Source organism: Pseudoalteromonas thalassia, from assembly GCF_049257215.1.
GTDB lineage: Bacteria > Pseudomonadota > Gammaproteobacteria > Enterobacterales > Alteromonadaceae > Pseudoalteromonas > Pseudoalteromonas lipolytica_C.
Genome location: NZ_JBMMUE010000001.1, coordinates 343,865 through 368,970, shown reverse-complemented (window position 1 = coordinate 368,970; position 25,106 = coordinate 343,865). Strand labels below are relative to the sequence as shown.

General features: G+C 42.2%; 25 protein-coding genes. 10 read left to right on the top strand and 15 right to left on the bottom strand.

Going from position 1 to position 25,106, the window contains the following annotated elements; translation table 11 throughout:
- The first annotated feature begins 1 nt into the window (after window position 1).
- From dapD to AAEU31_RS01760, 4 genes are all read left to right on the top strand, one after another.
- Window positions 2-829, top strand: coding sequence for a 2,3,4,5-tetrahydropyridine-2,6-dicarboxylate N-succinyltransferase (dapD, locus tag AAEU31_RS01775; RefSeq protein ID WP_063706839.1), 828 nt, complete (start codon window positions 2-4; stop codon window positions 827-829).
- A 213-nt stretch (window positions 830-1,042) separates the two neighbouring features.
- Window positions 1,043-1,375: a hypothetical protein gene (locus AAEU31_RS01770; RefSeq protein ID WP_421966234.1), complete on the top strand. Its 333-nt coding sequence runs from the start codon at window positions 1,043-1,045 to the stop codon at window positions 1,373-1,375.
- Between the two features lie 192 nt (window positions 1,376-1,567).
- Window positions 1,568-4,678, top strand: coding sequence for an efflux RND transporter permease subunit (locus tag AAEU31_RS01765; RefSeq protein ID WP_421966233.1), 3,111 nt, complete (start codon window positions 1,568-1,570; stop codon window positions 4,676-4,678).
- Window positions 4,679-4,689: 11 nt separating this feature from the next.
- Window positions 4,690-5,766: an efflux RND transporter periplasmic adaptor subunit gene (locus AAEU31_RS01760; protein WP_498049587.1), complete on the top strand. Its 1,077-nt coding sequence runs from the start codon at window positions 4,690-4,692 to the stop codon at window positions 5,764-5,766.
- A 99-nt stretch (window positions 5,767-5,865) separates the two neighbouring features.
- On the opposite strand, the gene AAEU31_RS01755 is transcribed toward AAEU31_RS01760, so the two are convergent.
- The 11 genes from AAEU31_RS01755 to pspA all read right to left on the bottom strand — a co-directional run bounded on the left by AAEU31_RS01755 (window position 5,866) and on the right by pspA (window position 15,149).
- On the bottom strand, window positions 5,866-6,435 hold the full coding sequence (locus tag AAEU31_RS01755) for a hypothetical protein (RefSeq protein ID WP_421966231.1): 570 nt from the start codon (window positions 6,433-6,435) through the stop codon (window positions 5,866-5,868).
- A gap of 187 nt (window positions 6,436-6,622) precedes the next feature.
- Entirely contained in the window at window positions 6,623-7,789 is a 1,167-nt protein-coding gene (locus tag AAEU31_RS01750) for a lipase family protein (protein ID WP_421966230.1), read from the bottom strand.
- 20 nt (window positions 7,790-7,809) lie between these two features.
- On the bottom strand, window positions 7,810-8,319 hold the full coding sequence (locus tag AAEU31_RS01745; protein ID WP_421966229.1) for a DUF6795 domain-containing protein: 510 nt from the start codon (window positions 8,317-8,319) through the stop codon (window positions 7,810-7,812).
- 278 nt (window positions 8,320-8,597) lie between these two features.
- A complete protein-coding gene (locus AAEU31_RS01740; RefSeq protein WP_036969771.1) occupies window positions 8,598-8,942 on the bottom strand; it encodes a 4a-hydroxytetrahydrobiopterin dehydratase in 345 nt (114 codons plus the stop codon).
- 9 nt (window positions 8,943-8,951) lie between these two features.
- Complete coding sequence (phhA, locus tag AAEU31_RS01735) at window positions 8,952-9,749, bottom strand: phenylalanine 4-monooxygenase (protein ID WP_054553132.1); 798 nt, start codon at window positions 9,747-9,749, stop codon at window positions 8,952-8,954.
- 226 nt (window positions 9,750-9,975) lie between these two features.
- A complete protein-coding gene (gene megL, locus AAEU31_RS01730) occupies window positions 9,976-11,157 on the bottom strand; it encodes a methionine gamma-lyase (protein WP_199525863.1) in 1,182 nt (393 codons plus the stop codon).
- A 134-nt stretch (window positions 11,158-11,291) separates the two neighbouring features.
- The gene (locus AAEU31_RS01725) at window positions 11,292-12,326 is read right to left on the bottom strand and encodes a TIGR01620 family protein (RefSeq protein ID WP_421966228.1); all 1,035 of its coding nucleotides are present in this window, start codon (window positions 12,324-12,326) and stop codon (window positions 11,292-11,294) included.
- Window positions 12,323-13,735: a YcjX family GTP-binding protein gene (locus AAEU31_RS01720; RefSeq protein WP_421966227.1), complete on the bottom strand. Its 1,413-nt coding sequence runs from the start codon at window positions 13,733-13,735 to the stop codon at window positions 12,323-12,325. The genes AAEU31_RS01725 and AAEU31_RS01720 overlap by 4 nt, the downstream gene beginning before the upstream one ends.
- A gap of 62 nt (window positions 13,736-13,797) precedes the next feature.
- Complete coding sequence (pspC, locus tag AAEU31_RS01715) at window positions 13,798-14,199, bottom strand: envelope stress response membrane protein PspC (RefSeq protein ID WP_135923996.1); 402 nt, start codon at window positions 14,197-14,199, stop codon at window positions 13,798-13,800.
- Window positions 14,196-14,429 (bottom strand): envelope stress response membrane protein PspB, encoded by a 234-nt coding sequence (gene pspB / locus AAEU31_RS01710; protein WP_036969793.1) that lies wholly within the window; start codon window positions 14,427-14,429, stop codon window positions 14,196-14,198. The genes pspC and pspB overlap by 4 nt, the downstream gene beginning before the upstream one ends.
- Before the next feature lie 57 nt (window positions 14,430-14,486).
- Window positions 14,487-15,149, bottom strand: coding sequence for a phage shock protein PspA (gene pspA, locus AAEU31_RS01705; protein ID WP_135923995.1), 663 nt, complete (start codon window positions 15,147-15,149; stop codon window positions 14,487-14,489).
- 188 nt (window positions 15,150-15,337) lie between these two features.
- Here pspA and pspF point away from each other — a divergent pair, with 188 nt between their 5' ends.
- Genes pspF through AAEU31_RS01675 form a run of 6 tightly spaced genes read left to right on the top strand, consistent with a single transcriptional unit; the run spans window position 15,338 to window position 21,707 of the window.
- Window positions 15,338-16,414, top strand: coding sequence for a phage shock protein operon transcriptional activator (gene pspF, locus AAEU31_RS01700; protein ID WP_135923994.1), 1,077 nt, complete (start codon window positions 15,338-15,340; stop codon window positions 16,412-16,414).
- Window positions 16,415-16,429: 15 nt separating this feature from the next.
- Window positions 16,430-18,037 (top strand): ABC transporter substrate-binding protein, encoded by a 1,608-nt coding sequence (locus AAEU31_RS01695; RefSeq protein WP_135923993.1) that lies wholly within the window; start codon window positions 16,430-16,432, stop codon window positions 18,035-18,037.
- Entirely contained in the window at window positions 18,037-19,071 is a 1,035-nt protein-coding gene (locus AAEU31_RS01690; protein ID WP_135923992.1) for an ABC transporter permease, read from the top strand. Before AAEU31_RS01695 ends, AAEU31_RS01690 begins: the two co-directional genes overlap by 1 nt.
- Window positions 19,058-19,951 carry an ABC transporter permease subunit gene (locus AAEU31_RS01685; protein WP_135923991.1) on the top strand — a complete coding sequence of 298 codons (894 nt, stop codon included), beginning with the start codon at window positions 19,058-19,060 and terminating at the stop codon, window positions 19,949-19,951. The genes AAEU31_RS01690 and AAEU31_RS01685 overlap by 14 nt, the downstream gene beginning before the upstream one ends.
- Window positions 19,952-19,953: 2 nt before the next feature.
- A complete protein-coding gene (locus AAEU31_RS01680) occupies window positions 19,954-20,946 on the top strand; it encodes a peptide ABC transporter ATP-binding protein (protein WP_135923990.1) in 993 nt (330 codons plus the stop codon).
- Window positions 20,946-21,707 carry an ATP-binding cassette domain-containing protein gene (locus AAEU31_RS01675; RefSeq protein WP_135923989.1) on the top strand — a complete coding sequence of 254 codons (762 nt, stop codon included), beginning with the start codon at window positions 20,946-20,948 and terminating at the stop codon, window positions 21,705-21,707. The genes AAEU31_RS01680 and AAEU31_RS01675 overlap by 1 nt, the downstream gene beginning before the upstream one ends.
- An 83-nt stretch (window positions 21,708-21,790) precedes the next feature.
- On the opposite strand, the gene AAEU31_RS01670 is transcribed toward AAEU31_RS01675, so the two are convergent.
- The 4 genes from AAEU31_RS01670 to AAEU31_RS01655 form a co-directional block, all read right to left on the bottom strand.
- Window positions 21,791-22,153, bottom strand: coding sequence for a cupin domain-containing protein (locus AAEU31_RS01670; protein ID WP_138558159.1), 363 nt, complete (start codon window positions 22,151-22,153; stop codon window positions 21,791-21,793).
- Window positions 22,150-22,548 (bottom strand): GNAT family N-acetyltransferase, encoded by a 399-nt coding sequence (locus tag AAEU31_RS01665; protein WP_421966226.1) that lies wholly within the window; start codon window positions 22,546-22,548, stop codon window positions 22,150-22,152. The genes AAEU31_RS01670 and AAEU31_RS01665 overlap by 4 nt, the downstream gene beginning before the upstream one ends.
- A 96-nt stretch (window positions 22,549-22,644) precedes the next feature.
- Window positions 22,645-24,546 carry a peptidylprolyl isomerase gene (gene ppiD, locus AAEU31_RS01660; protein ID WP_235382029.1) on the bottom strand — a complete coding sequence of 634 codons (1,902 nt, stop codon included), beginning with the start codon at window positions 24,544-24,546 and terminating at the stop codon, window positions 22,645-22,647.
- 197 nt (window positions 24,547-24,743) lie between these two features.
- Entirely contained in the window at window positions 24,744-25,034 is a 291-nt protein-coding gene (locus AAEU31_RS01655; RefSeq protein ID WP_175580427.1) for an HU family DNA-binding protein, read from the bottom strand.
- Window positions 25,035-25,106 lie beyond the last annotated feature (72 nt).

Sequence of the window (25,106 nt, the reverse complement as noted above, 5' to 3'; positions counted from 1 at the left end):
TATGTCAGATTTAAAAACCATGATCGAAAACGCCTGGGACAACCGCGATAGCATCAGCCCAAGCACGGTATCAAGTGAAGTAAAGCAAGCCATTATCGATGCGCTTGAATTACTTGATAGCGGCGCTGCCCGTGTTGCTGAAAAAATCAGTGGTGAGTGGGTTGTACATCAATGGTTGAAAAAAGCGGTGCTACTGTCTTTCCGTATTCGTGATAACCAACCAATGAGCGATGGTGTTAATCAGTTTTACGACAAAGTACCACTTAAATTTAGCGACTACACACCAGAGCAATTCCAACAAGGCGGTATGCGTGTTGTGCCTAATGCAGTTGCGCGCAAAGGCAGCTTTGTAGGTAAAAACGTGGTACTGATGCCATCTTATGTGAACATTGGTGCCTACGTTGATGAAGGTACGATGGTTGATACATGGGCAACGGTTGGCTCGTGTGCACAAATTGGTAAAAACGTTCACTTGTCGGGCGGTGTAGGCATTGGTGGTGTACTTGAGCCACTGCAAGCAAACCCAACGATTATCGAAGATAACTGTTTTATCGGTGCACGCTCTGAGATTGTTGAAGGCGTTGTGGTAGAAGAAGGTGCGGTTATTTCAATGGGTGTTTACATCAGCCAAAGCACGCGCATCTATGACCGTGAAACAGGCGAAACTCATTACGGCCGAGTACCAGCCGGTGCAGTTGTTGTTCCAGGTTCTTTACCGTCAAAAGATGGTTCGCACAGCCTATACGCTGCTATCATCGTGAAAAAAGTTGACCAGCAAACTCGCGAAAAAGTAGGTATTAATGCCCTACTTCGCTCGATTGATGAATAACAAAACTGAGCTGTAAGTTTAAAAATTCAAGAAGCGCGATACTAACTAGTTTCGCGCTTTTTTATTTGTAATGCAGTGATTTTTAGTTAGTTTATTGAGATATACTGACAAATATGTTTTAGTATAAAAAACAAAAATAATAGAAAAATGTTTAAGTCTTTTCGGAGTTTCACTCACACGGAGTTATTTTATTACACAGGTCTATTCTATCTTGTGGCAATCTTGCTGTTTGTATCACGCAGCTACCTATACGAATTGTTTGTAACCGATTCGAATTCACACCGCGCTGAGGTCAAAAAACTTGAAGTTGCTTTAACATCGCATGTTCGTAAAGAATATGTGTTTGAAGCATTGCAAACAACCTTAGATGGCCTTGCAACCCCAGATCGAGTTGCAGTTAAAATCCAGTGTTATACAGCTTTCTGTGATGTTAGTTTCACAAACCCGTTTATCACCATTAACGACCACAATCACTACAGCGCAGAAGTAAAACGTGTGTTTGAGCAAAATGTGGCTTCCCTTAGCCGAAAAGATACGACTCACTAGTTTCAGACTCTATAACTTAAGGCTTAAAACTTAAAGCTCCTCCGCTAAATTGTTACATCTTATTTCAAATACACATTTTATCGCGAATTAACGGCTATTCAGCGTTACTTCTGACATACATTTCATTTACCTCACTGGCACTTTTTTTACATCGCACTACAATGCAGACAAATTGATTTTGGAACACACACAATGAACCTGACACGTAGTTCGCTGAAGAACCCTGCGAGTGTTATTGTCATCTTGGTGTTGATTATGTTGTTTGGCATGTTAAGTATTTTTAAGTTGCCAATTCAACTCACACCAGATATTGAGCAACCGCAGATCACTATTTTCTCTGGCTGGCGCCAAGCTGCACCTGAAGAGATTGAATCGGTGATCATTGAACCGCTTGAGAACGCGGTAAAAAACACCCCGGGTGCGCTAGAGGTTAATACTTACATTAACCGTGGCAATGGCTCTATCACGTTAACTTTTGCAGTTGGGCAAAACATGCAACAGGCGATGCTTGATGTATTAACTAGCCTTAACCAAGCGCCACCTCTGCCGTTAGATGCATTTGATCCTGTGGTTTTCGCTGGCGGTAATAATGGGGAAGCCGCTGCAACGTTACTGGTCACACCGAAAGATTTTAATAGCGACAGCCTTGATTTAGACATGGCGCAGTTCCAAAAACAAATTGATGAATTTGTTGAGCCCCGTTTGGCACGTATTCCTGGTGTTGCTCGCGTTGATTTAGCCAGTGAACGACCAAAAGAATTACGTATCACCTTTGACCCTCACAAAGCCGCTGCACTTGGCGTCAGCCTTGACCAAATCAGTAATGTATTAGCCAGCTCACGCGATACTTCCGGTGGCCTTGCCAATGTTGGCCGTCGTCAATATACCGTACGCTTTACTGGGCAATATGATTTATCGAGCATGGCACAAATGCGTGTTGGTTATTCAGGCGATAGACCTATTTACCTTGGCGATATCGCAAGTGTAGAGCGCACTTTTTCTGACCGTTTAGGCATGAGTGGTCGAAATGGTAAACCTGCGTATTACATTCGTATTTCGCGCGCTAACGAAGCCAACACCGTTGCCCTACTCGACGAAATTAACCTTGCCATTAAAGAGCTAAACGAAGGGCCGCTGGCTGAGAATGGCTTATCGATTGAATTAAGTTTTGATGCCTCAGTGCATATTCGTAATGCTTTATCGTTGGTTAAAAGTAACTTAGGCCTAGGTGTTCTGCTGTCGTGTTTAATCTTGTGGCTGTTCTTTAGAGGCTTAAAGGCCACGTTTGTGATTGCAGCGACGATTCCTGTCTCTTTGTTAGTCGCGTTTTTAACGTTGAATATTTTTGACCGCAGCTTAAATGTTATTTCACTGGCGGGTCTTGCCTTTGCTGTTGGCTTAGTACTTGATGCCGCCATCATAGTGCAAGAAAACATCGCAAGGCTCAGAAGCGAAGGCTTTGATAGTAAAAAAGCCGCGCTAAAAGGCGCAGCTCAAGTAACAGGCGCTTTATTTGCCTCAACCACCACCAGCGTTGCTATCTTCTTGCCAATTTTATTTATGGCAGGTATTGAGGGGCAGTTATTCTCTGACTTGGCGCTCACCTTATCCATTGCTGTAATTGCCTCGATGATTTGCGCAATTACACTTATTCCGTTGGCTAACCATTTTTGGCCAGACAAAGAACTCAAAGCGGATCCTTACCGTGAATATTGGCACAAGCTAACTAACTTCATCATGTCGCTAACCAATACCCGCGTTAAACAAATAGTATGGATAGTGTCGTTATTGGGTGGCTCAGTCGTCGCGACCATGACCATGCTCCCGAAAACTGATTTTATGCCGCGCGCACCAACCGATGGCTTTTTCTTTAACTTAAATACCCCGCCTGGCGGCAATGTGCAGTTTATGGAAGAGGAGCTGCTGATGCGTATCAAAAAGCGCTTAATGCCTTATTACACAGGTGAAAAAGAGCCGGGGATAAAAGATTTTAACTTTTATGCGTTTGGCGCAAATGCTGGCGGCTTTATTTATTCTGCCGATCCGCAACGTGTTGAAGAATTAATGAAGGTAGCCCGAGAAGAGATCTTCATTGATTTGCCCGACACCCAAGTATTCTTCTTTAGAGGGTCGATGATCCAAGTTGCTAATGGCGGTGATGGTCGTAATATCAATATCGATTTAACGGGTCCGAATATGGACGAGCTAATCGCCGGTGCTAATGTGGCGCTGCAAGCTGTCACCGACGCAATGCCGAATGCCACTGCAAGGCCACAACCACGACTCGATATGGCAGAGCCAGAACTTAGGCTCACACCCAATGACCGTCGTATAACCCAAGCAGGGCTAACTCGTCGTGATGTATCTCAAGCAGTGCAAGCCTACACAGGTGGGTTATTTGTTAATGAATACTTTGATGGCAACGAACGTATGAACGTGATTTTGCGCGGCATACCGTGGCAAACTCCAGAGGAGCTTAAAGCCCTTCCGATTGTGACCCCGCAATCAGGTATTCAAACTTTAGGCGAGCTTGCCAATATTGAACGCACCGTAGGCCCAACCCAGCTTAGACGTGTTAATGGCCGCCGTACCGTGAGTATTGTTGTCACGCCACCAGCAGACATGAGCTTGCAACAAGCGCAAACCATTCTCTCAGAGCAAGTTATGCCAAAAGTACGTGCAAGCTTACCCGACAGCTCTGGCGCGATATTGGCGGGTAACGCACAAAAGATGAATTCGGCCATGCAAGAAATGACAATCAACTTTATCTTGGCTCTATTTATTTTATTCTTGCTAATGACCGCATTGTTTAAGTCAGCCAAAGACAGCGCGTTAGTTTTACTCGTCATGCCATTGGCAATTGCAGGCGGTGTACTAGCCCTATTTGTGCTTAACCTATTTACCTTCCAATCGCTCGACTTACTGACCATGATTGGCTTTATTATCTTGCTGGGTCTGGTGGTAAATAATGCCATTTTATTGGTTGACCAAACCCGTGTTGCGATGGCCGCAGGACTCAGCCGAGAATACGCAGTTCGTCAAGCAGTACTACTGCGCGCAAGACCCGTTTACTTAAGTACCTTAACCAGCTTATTTGGCATGCTGCCATTGATGCTAATGCCGGGGGTAGGATCAGAAATTTACCGTGGCCTTGCCACTGTGATTGTCGGAGGCATGGCCATTAGTGCCCTATTCACCCTGATATTAATGCCAAGTTTATTGCAACTTGGCAGACAACTGCCGCCCGTTAATAACAAACAGCAACCAGAAAAAACGCCTTTAAGCTTGGTATCGAATCAATGAGTATTAAAACAATGAACACACCTTTTCGTAAATTAACCGCTCGCTTTTGTGCGCTATTCAGTCTTATCGCATTTAACGCCTTTGCAGTCGTACCGGTTACAGTAGAAACTGTCACACAAGCCCCGCTAACAAGCGAAATTGAAGTCAGCGGCACTTTGTATGGTAAAGATGATGTAACCCTAACAGCGGGTGTTAGCGGCCGTTTATTATATGTTGTTGAGCCAGGTACTCTGGTTAAAAGTGGCGACACCTTAGTTCGTATGGACACCTTACCGCTTGAACTTGAAAAAGCACGCCAGCAAGAAATGCTCAATCGCGCCAAAATAAACTTACGCTTATATCAACAAGAGCTGGCTCGTTTACAAAAACTCGCCAAAGCCAGCAGTGCTGCAGCAAGCCAAGTCGATGATATGCAAAATAAGCATGACCTTGCGTTATCTGATATCGCACTGGCTAAGGTTGAATTAAAAGTAATAGACGATCAGCTTTCGCGTGCAACCGTTCGCGCCCCATTTGATGGCGTGATCAGTGAGCGTTTTAAACGCGCTGGTCGCGAAATAAATCGCGCAGATGAACTGGTCACTCTGCTCGATATTAATAACTTAGAAGTGCGTTTGTACGTGCCTGTTAAATACTTAAAGTTTTTACACAAAGGCATAGAGTTACCCATTCAAGCCGGGGACTTATCAGCCCCAGATATGACAACAGCCACCGTAACTGCGGTGATCCCATCAACCGATCCGCGTTCACAAACCGTAGAAGTACGTGCCTTACTAGCAAATAACGCCGAGCAAACATGGGCAATTGGCCAACTAGTAGATGTAGCCGTGCCACTAAAAAGCAAAGGTGATGTACTACTGGTGAATCGCGATGCGCTGATCTTACGCAAAAAAGGCACCCATATCGTCAAAATCGACAACGACAACAAAGCCCTGCAAATTCCCGTAAAAGTCGGTAATGGCAAAGATAAACTGGTTGAAGTCACCCCGACTTCTAACATCACCTTAAATGCGGGCGATAAAGTCGCAGTACGCGGCGCCGAGCAACTACAAACCGGGCAAGAAGTCGAAGTTCAGGTAAAGCAATAACTAGTTAGCTATGTAAGTAATAAACTGCCAGCTTTACAGGACGTTAAAAGAGCTGGCTGTTATAACTATTTCAAAGATGAATACCAACACTTCTTCACTTTATTGCAAACAACCATACCCTTTCAATGAAATTTCTTGAGTATTCGCGCCGCTTTGGTTTTTATGTTGAATGATTAAACGTGAATCTTGGCTAGTAAACGTAAAGGTTCCGAGCCAAGGTAGCTGGCCAATTGGTTGCAGGTGGTAAAAACCATTGGCATCAAAGCATATAAATGAAAACTCATGATGTACCGGGGCAAATACGCCATAATCAGCGGTAAATACAGCAATGTTGTCTTGCAGCATAAAGTGTTTCGCTTGCGTGCCCGCCACCAAATACCAAAAGCATATTGCTGTCATCATCACCACTTGTAAACCGCCGAGTAAAAAGACTGCAAACTTAATAATACGGGTCGATTTACTGGCTTCCATATAAAGGCGCTTTGCTTTAAGTAATAACCAAAGCCCAATGGCAACCATAGTGAGCTTTATAATCATCAGCGCCACGCCTACTTGATACATCAGCTTAGGGCTATGCCATTGAATGCCAAATGTTTGCGGGATAAACAAACTATCAATTAAGGGCAGTAAAATGAGTAGGAATGGCAGAATAAGCGCTTTGTTTTTCATTCTTTACTTTTCTAGTGTTCTTGCATAGATAAGTGCCTAATGTTAATTCTTGGGCTCTAAAAAAGCAAAAAGGCGCAACCTGAGGTTACGCCTTTTATCGTTCTGGGCAGAACTTAAAAATTATAGTGCAGCGAATACATCGTCTGTTGTGACTTTAGCAACTTCATAAATATTTATGTAATTGTTGCTAGTTTTGCTTCATTGCTTGTCTAGCAGCTTTATATAAACGCCCAATAGTTACACTGAATACCCAACGAATAAAGCTCTCTGTTAATTTTATTGGGATACTTACGCCTTTACCTGCAAAAGCCAGCATACATGCTAACAAACCTCTAAGGGGTTCTGTTTGCTCTGTTTTTATCTTAGCTATATCAGCCAGAGTACGAGCCATAACATCATAAACAGTGGCAACAGGCACTAATGTAGCTTGTAAACTAGCGACGATACCTGACGCTCCGCCATCAACCAAGATTGTCATTAACGCAGCTGCTATTTTATCAGCCCAATGTGTTGAGTATGTAGTCTGAAGGCGATGGTTATAATTGAGTATTACACGCTGGCTTATAGAGGTTGATGATTGCACATCTAAACTCTCCCAACGATTATGATCTGCTGTATTTATATATCCTGGCCCATTCGGCATTCCATGTGCTGCGAAACTAATTCCTTGAGCTCGTGATAATATATATTCTCGTCCATTTAACGGAGCATGGTAAAAAGGCCAAACAGGTACCTTAGGAACAGGGTCATTTCCATGAACACAACGGTAAGTCTTTTCAATTCTTGAGTGATTATTTATTACAAAATCCTTTTTGCCAACTCGCGGAGCACCAAAGGTATATACGTAAACTGTTTTATCAAATTCTGTACTTATCCAGTCAGCAGCTAATGTCGCTAAGGCTCCACCCAAGCTATGTCCTACACAATGAACAACCCCATCTTTTTTGTCTCTTACACCAGGTTGGTTAAAAAAATCAAAAAGACTAGGTCTTATAGAAGCAAAACTACGCTGAAAACCAGTGTGAACAGCATTCCCATTATCACTATTCGTACTATGGGCTGTTGCATCAGTAACCCAGTCAGCTAAGGCATCAGTTCCTCTAAAAGCAACTACATAATCATTTTTATATATCATACTACTAGCCTTTCCTTGACCAATAAGTGCGAAGCCTGTTTCTTTACGCCAGAAAAATCCCCCAGAAGTCCCCTTGTGTACTCCGTTTGATAGGTCAAAGCTGAAGTGTTTATCGATATCTTGGTTAACTGCTAATCGAGCCCCTTTTGATAAGCCATTTTTAATAGAGTATGAGGCTAGTGCTAGGCTAGATGCCATCCTGGGTGAAATTGCGTGCATAATGTTTCCTTACATTAAAATTAATCAATATCTGCATAAGTAGATATCTCTTGATTATTATAAAAAGATGTTATGAGGCTATCTTCGAAATAGCATATAGATAAAACGACTTGAGAGCGCATACCACCATAACTTCTTGTATCAACTTCATGGTGTATTTCTTTATTTTGTAGATCTGCATTTAATCTTAATAACAAATCACTTAACGGCTTAACTGGTTCCCATACCTTACTCGTATACCATAGTTGATATAACTTATCGTCGCGCTCAACATAAATCGCTTGTATTACTGGCATGTTCTGTCCAAAGATACTGCCTGGCTTACGAGATTTGATTACCATTTTTGTAAACGAAAACTCACCATTTTCATTTGTAAATGTATGCTCTAGTTGTTCTTTACCATCTTTGTACCCATCATATGCTAGGCTTCTTGCTACTTGCACACCTGATAATGGCTTACCCCCATCAGTTATTCGACCTGATACCTCCGGCGACATTTCTACAGTATGCAATTTAAATCGACCAAACATAGCTTGTACCTCAAGTGGCTTTAGTAAAAGTAAAAGATAAAGGCAAATATAAGCTGATAATATGATATGGCGTAAAAAATAAAAGCTCTGGGTTTGAGTGCTTTCTATAACCTTAGAGGAATAAACGATAAACCACCTTCCCTAGTATTTACCTATATAAGGTTCATGCTAGCCTTTTTATGAAGTCCCTTCAAGTAGGGTGCTGAAATCAGAACTAAAAAAGCAAAAAGGCGCAACCTGAGGTTACGCCTTTTATCGTTCTGGGCAGAACTTAAAAATTATAGTGCAGCGAATACATCGTCTGTTTTAGCGGCACAGATAAAATCATTCTTGTGTAACCCTTTTATAGAGTGGCTCCACCAAGTAACGGTTACTTTGCCCCACTCGGTTAACAAACCTGGGTGGTGACCTTCTTCTTCAGCCATATCGCCCACTTTATTAGTGAACTCAAGTGCCTGCTTGAAGTTTTTAAACTTGTAAACACGCTCTAATTGCATAATGCCGTCGCGCACTTCAGGAACCCAATCTGGGATCATTTTGATCAATTCTGCTAATTCAGCATCAGAAACTTTTGGCGCATCCGCACGACACGCTTCACACTTTTGTGTGCTTAATGAAGACATTATAAATCCTTAACTTGCTAATTTTTCTTTAGGAGGAAACTTTGGCTCATGTAGCCCTAATTCTTTTGCTTTACTCACCAGCGACATGATATCCATTTGTGAAATATCAAATAAGTCATTGATTGAGTTTATGGTGTAGTACACAGGCTGCATAATATCAATACGATAAGGTGTACGTAATACATCTAGCACATTCATCGCATTGATTTCAGGCTTATCTGAGTACACGTATTGTGTTTCGCCTGGGCTTGATAAAATACCACCACCATAAATTCGCAGACCCTGTTCGGTTTGCATTAAACCAAACTCTACAGTAAACCAGTACAGGCGCGCTAAATAAACACGATCTTTCTTTTCAGCGGCATAACCTAACTGACCATATTTGTGCGTAAACTCAGCAAATGCTGGGTTGGTAAGCATGGCACAATGGCCAAAAATCTCGTGGAAGATATCTGGCTCTTGTAAATAGTCAAACTCTTCACGACTGCGAATAAAGGTCGCAACAGGGAACTGCTTGTTTGCTAATAATCGAAAGAACTCATCAAAATCAATCAGTGCTGGAACAGGCGCAACTTGCCAGCCCGTTGTTTCGAGTAGCACTTCGTTGAGTTCGCTAAGTTGTGGAATACGATCTGTTGGTAAATTAATTTTCTTAAGTCCTGCTAAATATTCGTCGCAGGCTTTACCTTCAATGCAAGCGAGTTGGCGAGCAACTAGCTCAGACCATATTTTATTTTCTTCTTCGCTCCAATGGATAACCCCATTTTCATCAGGTTGCTTGGAGGTGTAATTACTTGCTTTAGCCATAATAACCTTCTTCGTTAAATCTTGATCAGCATTGATCAGAATCTCATTAACTTGTTAAGACGATACTATGTAAAAGTAAGCTAAATTTTAATAGTTTTGGCTGTTTCTAAGGTTTGCAGAAACAGCCCTACCGTAAAGATTAAATTACGGAAAAAGATCTAAAAGTTTACACACCACATTTTTAAAGGTGTTAAGGCAAGTAAAACCGTAAACTTAAAATTACAAGCTAACCAATGAATGTAAATGCAGTTTTAAGATCGTTAATAATGTCGTTAACATCCTCTAGACCAACTGATAGTCGAATTAGACCATCACTTATCCCAGCTGCTGCTCTTTCTTCTGGTGTATAAGGCGAATGTGTCATCGATGCAGGATGTTGAATGAGGGTTTCAGCATCCCCTAAACTGACCGCCAGAGTGCAAAGCTGGGTGTTATTTATGAATGTTTCGCCATCTTCTAGGCTGCCTTTAATTTCAAAGGCAATAACACCTCCAGCCGCTTTCATCTGCGAGCCAATAAATTGATGACCCGGATGTGATTTAAGTCCTGGATAATAAACTTGGCTTACTAGCGGGTGTTGCTCTAAATATTCAGCAACTATTTGGGCACTCGCACAGTGACGCTCCATGCGCACAGCAAGGGTTTTTAAACCGCGATTAATTAACCATGCATCATGAGGGCTAATCGTTGCACCAATATCTTTTAGCACCGTCATTTTGATTAGGTTGATATGCTCCTCTGTGCCACACACAAGCCCAGCTACCACATCACCATGGCCATTTAGGTATTTAGTTGCGCTATGCACCACAATATCAATACCAAACGAGGTCGGTTGCTGTAGCAGAGGCGTTAAGAAGGTATTGTCGATAACGCTTATCAATTGATGCTGCTTGGCAACATCAGCAATTAAACTTAGATCAAGCACCGCCATGGTCGGATTAATTGGCGTTTCTGCAAAAATCATTTTTGAATTGGCTTTAACCGCGCCGCGAAGTTCAGCCTCGTTGGTCATATCAACAAAAGTAACTTCGATACCAAAGCGCGGCAACATGTGAGCAAAAAATGCAAAGGTACAACCGTATAACGCACTTGATGCGACTAGGTGGTCACCTTGTTGTAAAAAGCTAAGCACAGACGCAGACACAGCCCCCATACCGGTCGCTGTGGCAGCCGCTGCTTCACAGTTTTCTAACTGAGCCACTTTTTGTTCTAGCTCTTGGGTTGTTGGGTTACCTAAACGGGTATAAATAAAGCCCTGCTCTTCACCGGCAAATCGGGCTGCACCTTGGGCGGCATTAGCAAAGGAGAAGGTAGAGGTTTGGTAAAGTGGCGCACTCAGTGCGCCGTGAGGATCATTTGGTTTTTCTGGACCATGAATACATTGTGTATGTAAGTGATGCTTAGTCATTGTGTGTTCTCGTTTTTATTATCAGTACTTCATACTCATAAATAAAACGTAGATACCCACAATGCACAAGCATGCCGGATGCTCAGATGGCTAAATATCACTCAGCTGTTTTTATTAACTGTACACAAAAGTTGTCATTTTGTATTTTCGGCCTCTTTGTCACCCGTGCGTGAGGCAATTTTACGAGCAATACTATTGGCGGTTTCTTTTAGCAAGCTACGCTTATGCTCTAAGCGAGGTAACGGGCGGCTAAGCTCCATCGCTTTATAGCCTATACGTGCGGTAAAAATACCTGCACTTAGCCCTTGCGCTGCACGGCCCGACAATTTCCCCAGTAATTCAGCGCTTAGTGCCGTTGCTGCTAAATCTGAGACTAACTCTGCACTCCCAACAAACAGTACTTGTTTCACTAATAAGCGATACAATTTAATACGGCTAGCATAACCAAAACCAATACCGTAAATACGGCCAATTTGTTCAATGAGCTTAGTGCCACGCCATAGCACCGCCATCATATCAACTAAAGCCAGTGGGCTTAGCGCAACCAATAAACCAGACTCAGTGGCAAAACGGTTAATCAGTTTTTTCGCTTGCTGATCTTGGCTGACCAATAAGCTATCGGCATATAAGGTCATGATTTCTTTATCGGTATGGTGACTTGCTATTTGCTGCTTAAACTCTTCAAACCCTGTAAGCTCCTGATGCTTATTAAGCTTTTCAAGCCACGGCAGTGCTTCACCTACTTGCTCGCTATTGAGTAAACGGTCGGCCTCGGTACGATGCAATTGATTACGCTTTAAACTTCTTAACATGCGGTACTCGCGCCAAATAACACGAGCAATTAGTAGTACACCACTAAGAACTGCCGTTAAATACACCGAGCCTAAAATAATTGATTGCTGAAACGTCACAAACAATGACATCGCAAACTCAAGTAACACTAAAACTAAAAAGCTAACAACAAACACCCCTTTTAGAGTTTGCCATTTCGACTTTTTATACACAGGCTCAAGCTCAATGCTATCTTGCTGATCTTCTTCAGTGTCGATAAATTCGGCGTTTTCTATCACTTTAGCAACAGTTAACTCCTCTGCTGTAGCCTCATTACTTGCAGAGCTTGAAATACGGCGACCAGCCTGAAAGTTCATCTCCTTTGGTTGCTCAGTCATGTTAGTTTATCTCCTATCAGGTACTGCATGACATGATCTAAACGAATATGCTTTAACCGTTTATCAGGGCATGGTAGTGGCGAAAACGATAAGAACTCAAAGCCTTGTTTTGGCCACTCTTGTTTGTTGAGAAGGCGTGATGGTGGCTGCGGCGGTAAATACGTTAGCCATTCTTGCTCGCCCAAAGGTTTGCCATAAATACAGGCTAACTGCTGGCCTTTTTCAGCCACTTGGCGTGGCTCTGTAGCGCAGATAGATGACATTGCCATGGTTTCGATTTGCACGCCTTCGAACTTTAAGTGATTCGTTTGGTCATGCACGATTGAATCAAGCAATAGCGCTAAATCTTTATGATATTGCGCACTAATATGATCTGACTTATTGGCCGCAAACAGTAGCTTGTCGATGTTTGGTTTAAACAAACGTTTAAAGAAGCTTGCTTCACCATAATTAAAGTGCGCCAGCAACTGGTTAATAACACGGCTTTGCTCATGCAGCGTTTCGCTACCTTCATTCAAGGCACTGAGCACATCCACCAGCACAATTTGTCGGTCAAAATGACGAAAATGCTGCTCGTAAAAAGGTTTTACAACCTCTTTTACATAGGCCTTATAGCGCTTTTTAAGATGCGCTAGATTTGACCCTTCGGTTATATCGTCAGGCACATTCGCAACCGGGAAAAACTGTAATAACGGCGCGCCTTTTAGCTCACCGGGCATCAGCATGCGACCAGGTTGTAACATGGCAAGTTTGGTGTCTTTTTTAAGGCCGAGCAATAGCTGCTGATAGAGCGCAGCAACATCAGCAAGTTTACTTTCATCAACACTGGCTGATAAATCAAGTTCAGCAAGGGCTGTTAAAAATGGCTTAGCCTTTTCGTTACGGGCTGTTTGCTGCAACAGTGAGTATTGTGATTCACACCAATCAGCAAATGATTGCTCTAGCATTGGTAAATCAAGTAGCCATTCACCTGGGTAATCAATAATGTCTAAATAAAGTGTTGATTGCGGTGCGAAGTGACCACGTAGCCCCGAGTTACTTTGGTACTTAATTGCTAAACGTAGCGTATTTATACGCTCGGTAGAGGCAGGCCATGTTGGCTCACCTTCAACAGGTAACAACGCCGATAATGCATTGTTATATTCAAATGTCGGTATTCTCAGTGCTTGCTGCGGCACTATTTTTGTGGCGATATGACGCTTTTCGCGCATCACATCAAAAAAAGGTAAGTTTTTTTCGTCAGCTTGACTTGTTAGGTGTTTAACTAAGGCTGTAATAAACGCGGTTTTGCCACTGCCACTTAACCCCGTGACGGCTAACTTCACGTGTTGGTCTAAACTACGATGAAGGGCTTTTTCCGCTTTATTTTTTAACGAATTAAAGGTGTTCTTTGCAAATGATTGGCTCATAAAGTGTCTGGCACCTTATTTGCGCTTGGTATCACGATGCAAACAAGGTGCGTTTATATCCTTTAAAGTTTGTTGATTTCACGGCTAACCGTAAATTCTGTTGATGTGACATAGCGTTCCATCTCTTGTAAACGACCATCAACTCGAGCAAGACGATCTTTTAAGTCTTGCAATGCACGGCGAGGTGGTTCCCCTTTTTGCCATACTTTAAATTTTACTTCAAGCGGGTCTTGGTGAATGCTATCTGCGCTTTTCACTGTTTTTTCAGTTGGTTTTTTATCTAAAATAAACCACGCTGCGATATAAGCAACAACAATAAACGGGCCGCCCGATAATAGTACTGCTGTCACCACTAAAATACGTACCAGCCAAAGCTCCATGTTAAAGTAATCGCTGATACCTGCGCATACACCTGCTATTTTGCCACGCTCAGGGTCTCTAAATAATTCGCGTTTGGTACTCATACTTTACGTCTCCACTGTGGAGCCTCTTGGTCTAATAAGGCTTCTAAGGTTTCAACACGCTCTGCCATTTTGTCTGCTTTTTGTGCAAGCTCTAATAATTGGCGGTGCTCATGTTCACTTAAACCTTGGCTAACTTGCTTTTTACTACGGTAATGTAAAATTAACCAAAGTGGGGCAACAACCACCATAAAAACGATAATGGGTGCCATCAAAACTTCTGCATCAAACATGCTACTCTCCTGTCAATCCGTCATGTGTTTAAGCATTGGGGGACACGCCCCCATTTATTATTTTTTATCTGCTAGTTTTTTCTTAAGCTCAGCTAGCTCATCATCAATCTTTTCGTCTTGCTGAAGACCAGCAATTTCGTCAGCTAATGATTTTTTACCAAGATCATAAGACTCTATTTGTGATTCTAGACCATCGATCTTGTTTTCGTAACGTTCGAAGCGGTTTAAAGCGTCTTCGACTTTTGAGCTGTCGAGTGCTTTTTTAACTTCAAGACGAGACTCAGCAGAGCGTTGGCGTAAGATGATTGCTTTTTGACGCGCTTTTGCATCAGCTAGCTTCTCTTGTAACGTGCTTACTTCTTGCTGTAGTTTCTCGATGTGAGACTCTACATGTTCAAGTTCAGTTTCAACTGCTGCGACTGCATCTGCTGACTTTTGCTTTTCAATCAGTGCTGCACGTGCTAAATCATCACGGTCTTTACTGAGTGCTAATTCAGCTTTTTCTTGCCAATCTGCAACTTGAACTTTTAACGTGTCAACGCGACGTACTAGCTCTTTTTTCTCAGCAAGTGTTTTTGCTGATGTAGAGCGAACTTCTACTAATGTATCTTCCATCTCTTGGATGATCAGGCGAACCATTTTTTCTGGGTCTTCTGCTTTATCTAAGATGGCATTGATATTAGAATTAACGATGTCTGCAAAACGTGAAAAAATTCCCATAACATTTACCTCTTTGGTGTTTTAACTTAATCAGTTGGTATATCTAGTATCAATATGCTTGCCAACTTTTATAAAACTAGAATAACCAAATAAATTCAAATAGTTAAACTAAATTTATAAATTTCTTTAGTTCTCAAAGATAATGAAATACACTAGATCTTAGTAAAAATGACTAAGAGTTAGGGAATATGAGCCAATTTCGCCAACAGGATAACTTACTCGGCCAATCTGACAGTTTTTTAAGTGTGCTTGATCAAGTTTCACAACTAGCAAGTTTAGAAAAGCCTGTCCTTATTATTGGTGAGCGCGGTACGGGTAAAGAACTTATTGCTGCCCGTTTGCACTTTTTATCTAAGCGTTGGGATCAAAACTATATAAAGCTTAACTGTGCAGCGCTTAACGAAAACCTGCTCGAAAGCGAATTATTTGGTCATGAAAGCGGCGCATTTACAGGTGCTAGCAAACGTCACGAAGGCCGCTTTGAACGTGCTAACGGCGGTACGCTGTTCCTTGATGAATTAGCCAATACCTCTGCGATGGTGCAAGAAAAACTTCTACGCGTTATTGAATATGGCGAATTTGAACGCGTTGGTGGTAAGCAAACGGTTAAAGTAGATACTCGTTTAGTGTGTGCCACCAATGAAGACTTACCAACCCTTGCTGAACAAGGCGAATTTAGAAGCGACTTACTTGACCGTCTTGCCTTTGATGTTATTACCTTACCTCCACTTCGTGAACGCCAAGAAGATATCATGCTACTAGCAGAACAATTTGCAATTAATATGGCTCGCGACCTTGAATGGGAACTATTCAGTGGCTTTACTCGTAGCGCCATCGAAACACTGCAATCTTATGAGTGGCCCGGTAATATCCGTGAGTTGAAGAATGTGGTTGAACGTAGCTTATATCGCCATGGTAATGAACATATTCCCGTTCACCAGATTATTTTAGACCCATTCGCGAGTAAATTTAGACCTAAACAACGGGTTAAAGCTGCGGTTGCAAGTGCTCCAGTTGCTAGTGTCGAACATGCTGCCCCTATTGCTACAGTTCAAAATCAAGAAACGGTGACACTGAATAAACCTGAAATTCAATTTCCTTGTAATCTAAAACAGCTATCAAATGACTTTGAGATAGATGTGATCAAAAAAGCACTCGAACATAGCCAATTTAATCAAAAGAAAACTGCAGAACACTTAGAATTAACGTATCATCAATTACGTGGCTATTTGAAAAAATACAATTTATTAGATCAGCAGCAATAGTTAGAGGCTAATCAGGTGTTTAAACCGTTACTTGCTTTGTCTTTGGTGTGCTTAGTCGGCTGCCTAGACAGCGAAGAAAAAACCACAGAACAAAAAAACCAGGGCTTAGTCTATTGCGCTGAAGCAAACCCTGTGTCGTTTAATCCGCAAGTTACAACGACAGGTTCGACTATCGATATTATCGCTAATCAGTTGTATGACCGCTTGCTGAGTATTGACCCTGTCACCGCTGAGTTTCAGCCTGAGTTGGCAAGTGATTGGAAAATTAGTCCTGATGGTAAAGCCATTACCTTTACACTTCGTAAAGGGGTAAAGTTTCATACTACAAAATACTTCACTCCTACTCGGGAGTTTAATGCTGACGACGTTATTTTTACCTTCAGTCGCCTATTTGATGTATACAACCCTTATCACTTTGTTGGCGATGCCAGTTACCCTTATTTTCAAAGTGTGGGTATTGATCAGCTAATTCGTCGCATAGTCCGTGTTTCTGATTATCAAGTACGGTTTGAGCTCTATAATGCTGAAAGCAGCTTTTTAGCAAACCTAGCAACCGATTTTGCCGTGGTGTTATCTGAAGAATACGCCATGCAGCTTAAAGCACGAAACCAAGAAAACTTATTTGACCAATACCCAGTGGGTACCGGCCCTTATGTGTACAAAGAGTATCGTCGCGATCGTCTAATTCGCTATTATCGTCATCCCGATTATTGGAAACACCCAGTAGTACTTGAGCAATTGGTGTATGACATAACACCAAACGGCACAACACGGGTTGCGAAAATGCTCACTAAAGAATGCGATGTAACTGCGCACCCAAGCAGTGCACAGTTGAGTATTTTATCGCAGCGAGACGACATCACTGTTCAAAAAGAGCAAAACTTAAATATTGGTTATTGGGCCTTTAACACTGAGCGACCACCTTTTGATGACGTACGCGTTCGTCAAGCACTGGCCAGTGCCATCGATATCGACAAAATAATGCAAGCGGTTTATTACGGCAACGGCATTAAGGCGCAGTCATTACTGCCTCCGGCCTCTTGGGCATTTGAAGCGCAAAAAGCCATGCCTGAATTTAACCCTGCACTTGCCAAAACATTACTCGCCGAAGCTGGCTATAAAAATGGCTTTGATATGAATATTTGGGCCATGCCGGTAAGCCGTATTTATAATCCCAACGCACGTAAAATGGCAGAGCTAATGCAAAGCGATTTACGCAAAATTGGTGTGAACGTTAATATCGTCGAGTACGAGTGGAATACTTTTTTACAACGGGTTGGCGAACACCGCCACGACAGCGTTTTACTGGGCTGGGCTGCCGACACTCCTGACCCAGATAACTTTATGAGTCCATTATTAAGTTGTACTGCTACCTTTAGCGGTAAAAACCCAGCTAACTGGTGCAACCCTGAATTCGATTTATTACTGACCCAAGCGCTTGATACCACTGATTTAGAAAAGCGTAAGCAATTTTATAATCAGGCACAGCGTATTATCGTGCAAGAACTTCCTATTTTACCGATAGCCCATGGTATGCGCTTTCAAGCTGCAAGTAGCGATGTTAAAGGTATCAATTTAAGCCCGTTTGGCGGTATATCACTGGCTAATGCGAGGAAAGAATAATGATACTCGATTATATTCTTCGCCGCCTAGCGCTATTAATGTTTATGATGCTGACTCTGAGCGTCTTTACGTTTTCATTAAGTTTTTTATTTCCCGGTGATGCCCTTACTAACTTAAGTGGTATTACAAACAGTACCTTTTCACAAACTAATGCGCTTGAAGAAAGGTTTCATTTTACTGAAAACTATGTGGTGCAGTATTTTGCATTCTTAGAGCGAATTATTCAGGGCGATTGGGGTGTCTCTTTTGCATCTGGCGAGAGTGTTTTCCAACACATAAAAGACCTATTCCCTGCCACACTTGAATTAAGCCTTTATGCGTTATTTGTATCTGTGGCCGTTGGTGTGCCAAGCGGTATTATAGCATCAGCCTACTACAAGCGTTGGCCTGATAAACTGATTAACTCTGGCACGCTTATTGGCTATTCGATGCCAGTGTTTTGGCTCGCGCTGCTATTAATCATGGTTTTTTCACTGCAACTAGGCTGGTTTCCTATGTCTGGTCGCATGGGCTTACTTTACGAAATAGAGCCGGTTACTGGCTTTATTCTTATTGATATTATTGCGACTGATTTTCCCTATCACGGCATGGCATTTTTAGATGCGCTACATCATCTAACACTGCCAACAATTGTCCTTGCAATGTACCCAACCACCGTACTGGTGCGCTTTACCCGTGACTCTATGCTTAAAGTTTTAGATCAAAGCTACATTAAAACAGCCCGTGCAAAAGGCTTAAACCGTGCACAATTAATCCTCCACCATGCACTTCGTAATGCTCTTTTACCGGTTATCAAACAAATCGGTTTACAGTTTAGTACTTTGATCACCCTTGCAATGATCACCGAAGTTATTTTCTCATGGCCGGGCATTGGTCGTTGGTTAATAGACAGCATTTATCAACGTGATTACCCCGCAATCCAAGGTGGGTTGTTGGCTGTGTCTATGTTTGTAATTTTAGCAACTATCGTTGCCGAGTTAACCTATACCCTTTTCGACCCACTCTCGCGGAATCAAGCTCATGGCAAAGTTTAATTTATTCTCTGAAGAGTCGAATAAATCGCCACTAGCGCGATTTTGGCGGAAATTCAAAAATAATCACCCAGCCCTTGTTGGCTTATGGCTGTTTATTGCTTTTGCACTACTGGCTATTTCAGCACCATTACTTGCGCCATATGGTGTAAATCAACAACATAGCGACGCCCTATTGCTGCCTCCCTCATGGCATGACGCAGGCGATGTGCGCTTTTTATTAGGTACCGATGATTTAGGCCGGGATGTACTCTCACGGCTAATGAATGGCGCCACCTACACTTTTGGCTTGTCGGTTGTTGCGGCCTTAATTACTACTGTGATTGGCGTGTTAGTGGGCACCTTTGCGGGTATCAGCCGTGGTATTCGCTCAAGCTTTTTGAACCACTTACTCGATATTACCTTATCAATTCCATCACTGTTGCTGGCCATCATTATTATTGCAATTTTAGGCCCTGGCCTGATGAATACCGTTTGGGCGATTATTTTAGCCTTATTGCCACAGTTTATTCATTCGGTACGTAATTTGATTGTTGAAGAACTCAACAAAGACTACATTACAGCGTTTAAACTTGATGGCGCTTCAAACTGGCATATTCTTGCTCGTGGGATCTTTCCGAACATTTACGAACACATTGTGGTTATTTTTACCATGGCGCTCTCTACAGCCATCTTGGATATCTCGGCACTTGGCTTTTTAAAACTGGGGGCACAGCCACCCACCACTGAGTGGGGAGCAATTTTGGCAGAAAACCTTGGTTTAATTTACCTTGCCCCTTGGACTGTAGGCTTACCGGGCGTATTATTATTTTTAGCGGTACTGTCTACCAATTTAGTGGGTGATGGGTTACGCCAAGTGCTTAAAGAACGTAAGGCCGACTAACTATGCAATTACTCGACATTCGCAATCTAACGATAGAGTTACGCACCTCAGATACCGTTATTCGTGCGGTTGATAGGGTCAGTTTGACCTTAAAAGAAGGTGAAGTACACGCATTAGTTGGTGAATCAGGTTCAGGTAAAAGTCTCATCGCTAAAGCTATTGTCGGCGTATTAAATAAACGTTGGCATATTACGGCTGATCGCATGCACTGGCGTGGTGTTGATTTAATGCGTTTATCAAACGAACAGCGCCGTAAACTAGTTGGTCAAGACATTGCAATGATTTACCAAGATCCAAGCCGCTGCCTTGACCCAACTGCCAAAATATTTGACCAAATTGCCGAAACTTTACCTACACAAGCGACCAGTGGCTTTTTCTTAAAACGTAATAAACAGCGTAAAGACAGAGTAAAAGCGTTAATCCACAAGGTAGGTATTAAAGATCATAAAAAGGTACTCGACAGCTACCCTCATGAGCTCTCTGAAGGTATTTGTCAAAAAGTGATGATTGCCATGGCCATTGCGCGTACCCCAAAACTATTGATTGCCGATGAGCCAACTACCGCCCTTGAGAGCACCACGCGTGCGCAAGTATTTAGACTATTAAAAAGCTTGAATCAGCTAAAGAATATGTCGATTTTGATGATCTCTCACGAGCTTGAAGAGATTATTGAGTGGTCTCACGGTATGCATGTTTTGTACTGTGGACAAATGGTTGAAGCAGGCCCGACGAACCGTATTTTTAGCCAGCCACATCACCCCTATACACAAGCGCTATTAAAAAGCTTACCTGACTACGAACAAGGCCTTGCTCACAAAGAACCTTTTTATGCGCTTAAAGGCACAATACCTACATTGCAGCATTTACCAATAGGCTGCCGACTAGGGCCGCGCTGTCCGCAAGCGCAAAAAGAATGTGTGGTTACACCAAAATTAACTAAACACCATAGTCACAGTTATGCCTGTCATTTTCCGTTAATTAAGGCGATGAAATAATGCAACCGCTGCTAAAAGTTCAAGCGTTATCGAAAAGTTTTAACTTGCGAGCAGGTTTGTTTGCTCGAAAACGCTTTTCTGTTTTAAAAGATATTTCGTTTTGCTTAAGCCAAGGTGAGACCATTGCTATTATCGGTGAAACCGGCTCGGGCAAAAGTACTCTTGCAAAGTTATTAGCGGGCGCTGACAGTGCCGATAAAGGACAGATATTGCTCGATGGCAATATTATAGAAAATGATGGTATACGTGATAACGACTGCCGCCACATTCGCTTGATTTTCCAAGATTCTGAGGCGTCATTAAATCCGGGTTTAACTATCGGCGACATGCTGAACGATTGTTTACAGTACAACACTGATTTAAATAAAGATGAGCGAGAAGAAAAAATAAAACAAACCCTCGCAAAAGTGGGCTTGCTGTTAGATCATCAACATTATTACCCACACATGTTTAGTAGTGGCCAATTGCAACGTATAGCACTTGCACGGGCTTTAATTTTAGATCCCAAGGTTGTAGTGCTTGATGAAGCGTTATCGTCTCTAGACCCTTCTGTGCGCGCACAAACGGTAAACTTATTACTACGTCTACAAAAAGATACTGGACTTAGCTATGTGCTTATTACCCATCATCTAAGTCTGGTGCGCCACATCAGCGACCAGCTCGTAGTACTTGATCACGGCGAGATTGTTGAATACGGCCAAACCGAAGCAATTTTCCAAGACCCACAATCTAAAGTAACACAGAAATTGTTGAACTGCTGACATTGAAGTGTCAGCCGTCAACTTTAAATTTAATTCGGCGTTAAACGCCTCCCTTCGCGAGTATGTTGATATCTCTATTAACTTTACTCTTTTTCCTTGCTGCTTTTCACATCAATTCTATCACCATGGCTTGGTGGTGTAGATGTAACAATAAAATGCAGTGGTTCAGTACCTTGATTACTTAGCTGATGAACTCGGCCAGCACTTACATGCAAACCTTGTTGCGCAGTCACTTTGTGTATTTGGCCATCAAGTTCAATGGTGGCACAGCCACTAAGTACAAAGAAAAATTGTTCTGCATGCTTATGGTAGTGTTTTACTTCAGCCTCACCTGCTGGGACATGCTCTTGAATAATACTTAATGTATTGGACTTTACTAAGTGCCATCCATCACAGTTGTTGCCCCACTTGTAGTGCTCTGCTGTTTGTTTATCTATAGTGCTCAAAACTTTTTATACATCCCTTGGCTTTGTGGTGCGACAAACTTGTAGCCAAGCTTTTCGTAAAAACCTGGTTTGTCAGCGACCATAGTGACATAACTGCCTTCAAAAGCGGCAGCTTCAATGTAGCGGTCTACATGTTCCATAATTTGACGCCCTAGCCCTTTACCTTGATATTCAGGTAATACAGCAATATCAACTACCTCAAAATTACAACCACCATCACCAATAACACGGCCCATGCCAATCAACTCATCGTCTTTGCGAACACAAATAGCATAAAGAGAGTTTGGCAGCCCTGCTTTCGCCGCAGCTAATGAACGAGCTGATAAGCCGGCCTTAAGGCGCATTGCACAGTATTCTTCCGCACTTGGTAACTGCTCTATTAGGCGATACTCCATAAATGCTCCTTTGATACCTATTCACGAGTTAGAATTACCTGAAAAGTTAACAAAAAAGGCGCCATAAGGCGCCTTTTATTTAAGTTGTTTTGCTACTTATTCAGCAGCTTGTACAACTTTTGGTACTTTTACATCTGCTTGCGCTTTAAGTGCAGCAATGAATACCATGTAGTTTTTATTCACTTGAGCCATAGTGATGTTTTGTTTTTGCTGTTCATTAATATCGGTGCTTTGTGCTTCATTCACTGCTTTTAAAGCAACGATAGCAGAGTCACCATTATTCAGATCAACAACATCTACCACTGGCGTATCCTGAGGATGCGGCATTTTAAATACTTGCTGTACAATTGCCGGAGACACAGTATACGCTTGACGAGCAAGTGCAGACTCTTGACGCACTTCAATACCTTCGGCAGTAGCAACATCATTTAAGCTCTTACCTGCTTCGATATCTGCAAATAAACTACGTGCTTTTTCTTTAGCAAGTTCAGAGGCTTTCTGTGCAACCAGTGTTGCTTTAATTTGCTCTGATACGTCTTCAAGTGGCTTAGTCGTTGCTGGTTTATGGTCGTTTACACGAACAACAACAGCGTGCTCATCACCCACTTCAATAACCTCTGAGTTCATACGATCTTCTAACACTTCAGGAGAGAAAATTGCAGTAACAACTTGCGGGTTATTTAAAGGCTCTGGTAATGAGTTACGTGTCACAAGTTCTGTTTTCTGTACTTCAACACCGGCTGCGTCTGCAGCGTCTGTTAATGTATCAGAAATTTCAAAAGCAATTTCTCCCATTTGAGTTTGCTTTTCATAAAACGCATTCACTTTCTTAGTACGTTCAAGTTCAGCACGAAGCTCATCTTTTACGTCAGCATACGGTTTAACTTGCTGTTTTTGAATATCAGTGAGCTTGATGATGTGATAGCCGAATTCTGATTCAACAACGTCAGAAATGTCACCTTTGTTCTCAAGTGCATACGTTGCATCTTCAAAAGCTGGGTCCATCATGTCACGTTCGATCCAATCAAGATCACCGCCCATTTCAGCACTCACAACGTCATCAGAAGATGATTCAGCTAGCTCAGCAAAATCAGCACCGTTTTGCAGTTGTGCTAATAACTCTTCAGCTTTCGCTTTTGCTGCATCATCGTCTTCACTGTTATCAATTAAGATGTGTGATACACGACGCTTTTCAGGCTCAATATATTGTGCGCTGTTTTGATCGTAGTATGCTTTGATATCTTCTTCTGAAACACTTGAATCCAGCGTTAAGTTTGCAGCATTTAAATCAATATAGCTGACAGATACTTGTTCAGGCGCTAAAAATTGCGGTTGATTTAATTCATAGTAATCTGCAATTTCTTGCTCTGTTACTTCAATACCCGCTTGTAATGATTCTTTTGACACAACTAAATAGTCAATACTACGAGTTTGCTGTTGAAGCGCTACGGTATTATTTAATTCGTTTTCAAGAATAAAGTCAGTACCAGCAACTGCACCAACAAGTTGGCTGCGAGTCATGTCTTTACGTAAGTACTCTCGGAAAGCGTCTGGCTGGAAGTTCATCTGACGAATAACTTGTAAGTAACGATCGTTGCTAAATTGGCCGCCAACTTGGAAGTAAGGCATTTCTAAAATAGCTTTACGAACACTCTCATCACTTACACGAAGGCCTAACTCTGCCGCTAGTTGAGTTTGCAATTCTTGTTGTACTAAGCGGTCAATCACGCCTTGGCGAATTTGTGCCATGTAATTTGGATCAGCTGCGATTTGTGCAAAGTATTCACCAAACTGTTGCTCTAAACGATTGCGTTCATTTTGGTAAGCACGGCTGAACTCGGTTTGGCTAATTTTAACTCCATTTACTTCTGCAACGGGTTGCTCTGTGGTTTGTCCTAAATAACCACCAATCCCAGCTAAAGCAAAAGATAAAATCACCGCGCCTAAAATAATTTTGGCTGCAGGTCCCTGCGAACCTTCTCTGATTTTCTCAAGCATTTATCTATCTCTATTCTGATCAGGTACAAAATATACCAATTAGCATAATCAAGGATGATTGCTGATTGATATCAACCCTGCTCATGTAAAAAAAGCGTATCTTACCAGATACGCTTTTTCACTTGAAGTAACTGGTGATAAGTTACCTAAATTCTATTTAAGTGTCCTTAGGTATCCTCACCAACTAATCTTATTGATTAGTTTACTGCGTCTTTCAGCGCTTTACCTGCTTTGAAAGAAGGGATATTTGCCGCAGCAATCTGGATAGTCTCACCAGTTTGCGGGTTACGACCTGAACGTGCTGCACGCTCACGTACTGAGAAAGTACCAAAGCCAACAAGCGCCACTGAGTCGCCATCTTTAAGAGCGCCTGAAACAGCCTCGATGAATGAATCTAGTGCACGACCTGCAGCCGCTTTAGAAATGTCAGCGTCAGCTGCGATTTGATCGATTAATTGAGATTTATTCACAATATCATCCTCTTTCATTGTTATTATCAAGAGCGATTATTTTTTAAAAAATAACATCACTGTTTTGAAAATTTATAAGCAAATTAAATT

Excerpts from the sequence above, each read along its gene's own strand:
- AAEU31_RS01675 (WP_135923989.1), top strand. The coding sequence starts at position 20,946 with ATGCAACCGCTGCTAAAAGTTCAAGCGTTATCGAAAAGTTTTAACTTG.
- AAEU31_RS01685 (WP_135923991.1), top strand. The coding sequence starts at position 19,058 with ATGGCAAAGTTTAATTTATTCTCTGAAGAGTCGAATAAATCGCCACTA.
- AAEU31_RS01720 (WP_421966227.1), bottom strand. The coding sequence starts at position 13,735 with ATGAGCCAATCATTTGCAAAGAACACCTTTAATTCGTTAAAAAATAAA.
- AAEU31_RS01690 (WP_135923992.1), top strand. The coding sequence starts at position 18,037 with ATGATACTCGATTATATTCTTCGCCGCCTAGCGCTATTAATGTTTATG.
- AAEU31_RS01745 (WP_421966229.1), bottom strand. The coding sequence starts at position 8,319 with ATGTTTGGTCGATTTAAATTGCATACTGTAGAAATGTCGCCGGAGGTA.
- AAEU31_RS01755 (WP_421966231.1), bottom strand. The coding sequence starts at position 6,435 with ATGAAAAACAAAGCGCTTATTCTGCCATTCCTACTCATTTTACTGCCC.
- AAEU31_RS01680 (WP_135923990.1), top strand. The coding sequence starts at position 19,954 with ATGCAATTACTCGACATTCGCAATCTAACGATAGAGTTACGCACCTCA.
- ppiD (WP_235382029.1), bottom strand. The coding sequence starts at position 24,546 with ATGCTTGAGAAAATCAGAGAAGGTTCGCAGGGACCTGCAGCCAAAATT.
- AAEU31_RS01725 (WP_421966228.1), bottom strand. The coding sequence starts at position 12,326 with ATGACTGAGCAACCAAAGGAGATGAACTTTCAGGCTGGTCGCCGTATT.
- AAEU31_RS01655 (WP_175580427.1), bottom strand. The coding sequence starts at position 25,034 with ATGAAAGAGGATGATATTGTGAATAAATCTCAATTAATCGATCAAATC.
- phhA (WP_054553132.1), bottom strand. The coding sequence starts at position 9,749 with ATGGCTAAAGCAAGTAATTACACCTCCAAGCAACCTGATGAAAATGGG.
- pspC (WP_135923996.1), bottom strand. The coding sequence starts at position 14,199 with ATGAGTACCAAACGCGAATTATTTAGAGACCCTGAGCGTGGCAAAATA.
- AAEU31_RS01765 (WP_421966233.1), top strand. The coding sequence starts at position 1,568 with ATGAACCTGACACGTAGTTCGCTGAAGAACCCTGCGAGTGTTATTGTC.
- pspB (WP_036969793.1), bottom strand. The coding sequence starts at position 14,429 with ATGTTTGATGCAGAAGTTTTGATGGCACCCATTATCGTTTTTATGGTG.
- pspF (WP_135923994.1), top strand. The coding sequence starts at position 15,338 with ATGAGCCAATTTCGCCAACAGGATAACTTACTCGGCCAATCTGACAGT.
- pspA (WP_135923995.1), bottom strand. The coding sequence starts at position 15,149 with ATGGGAATTTTTTCACGTTTTGCAGACATCGTTAATTCTAATATCAAT.
- AAEU31_RS01740 (WP_036969771.1), bottom strand. The coding sequence starts at position 8,942 with ATGTCTTCATTAAGCACACAAAAGTGTGAAGCGTGTCGTGCGGATGCG.
- AAEU31_RS01665 (WP_421966226.1), bottom strand. The coding sequence starts at position 22,548 with ATGGAGTATCGCCTAATAGAGCAGTTACCAAGTGCGGAAGAATACTGT.
- dapD (WP_063706839.1), top strand. The coding sequence starts at position 2 with ATGTCAGATTTAAAAACCATGATCGAAAACGCCTGGGACAACCGCGAT.
- AAEU31_RS01760 (WP_498049587.1), top strand. The coding sequence starts at position 4,690 with ATGAACACACCTTTTCGTAAATTAACCGCTCGCTTTTGTGCGCTATTC.
- AAEU31_RS01750 (WP_421966230.1), bottom strand. The coding sequence starts at position 7,789 with ATGCACGCAATTTCACCCAGGATGGCATCTAGCCTAGCACTAGCCTCA.
- megL (WP_199525863.1), bottom strand. The coding sequence starts at position 11,157 with ATGACTAAGCATCACTTACATACACAATGTATTCATGGTCCAGAAAAA.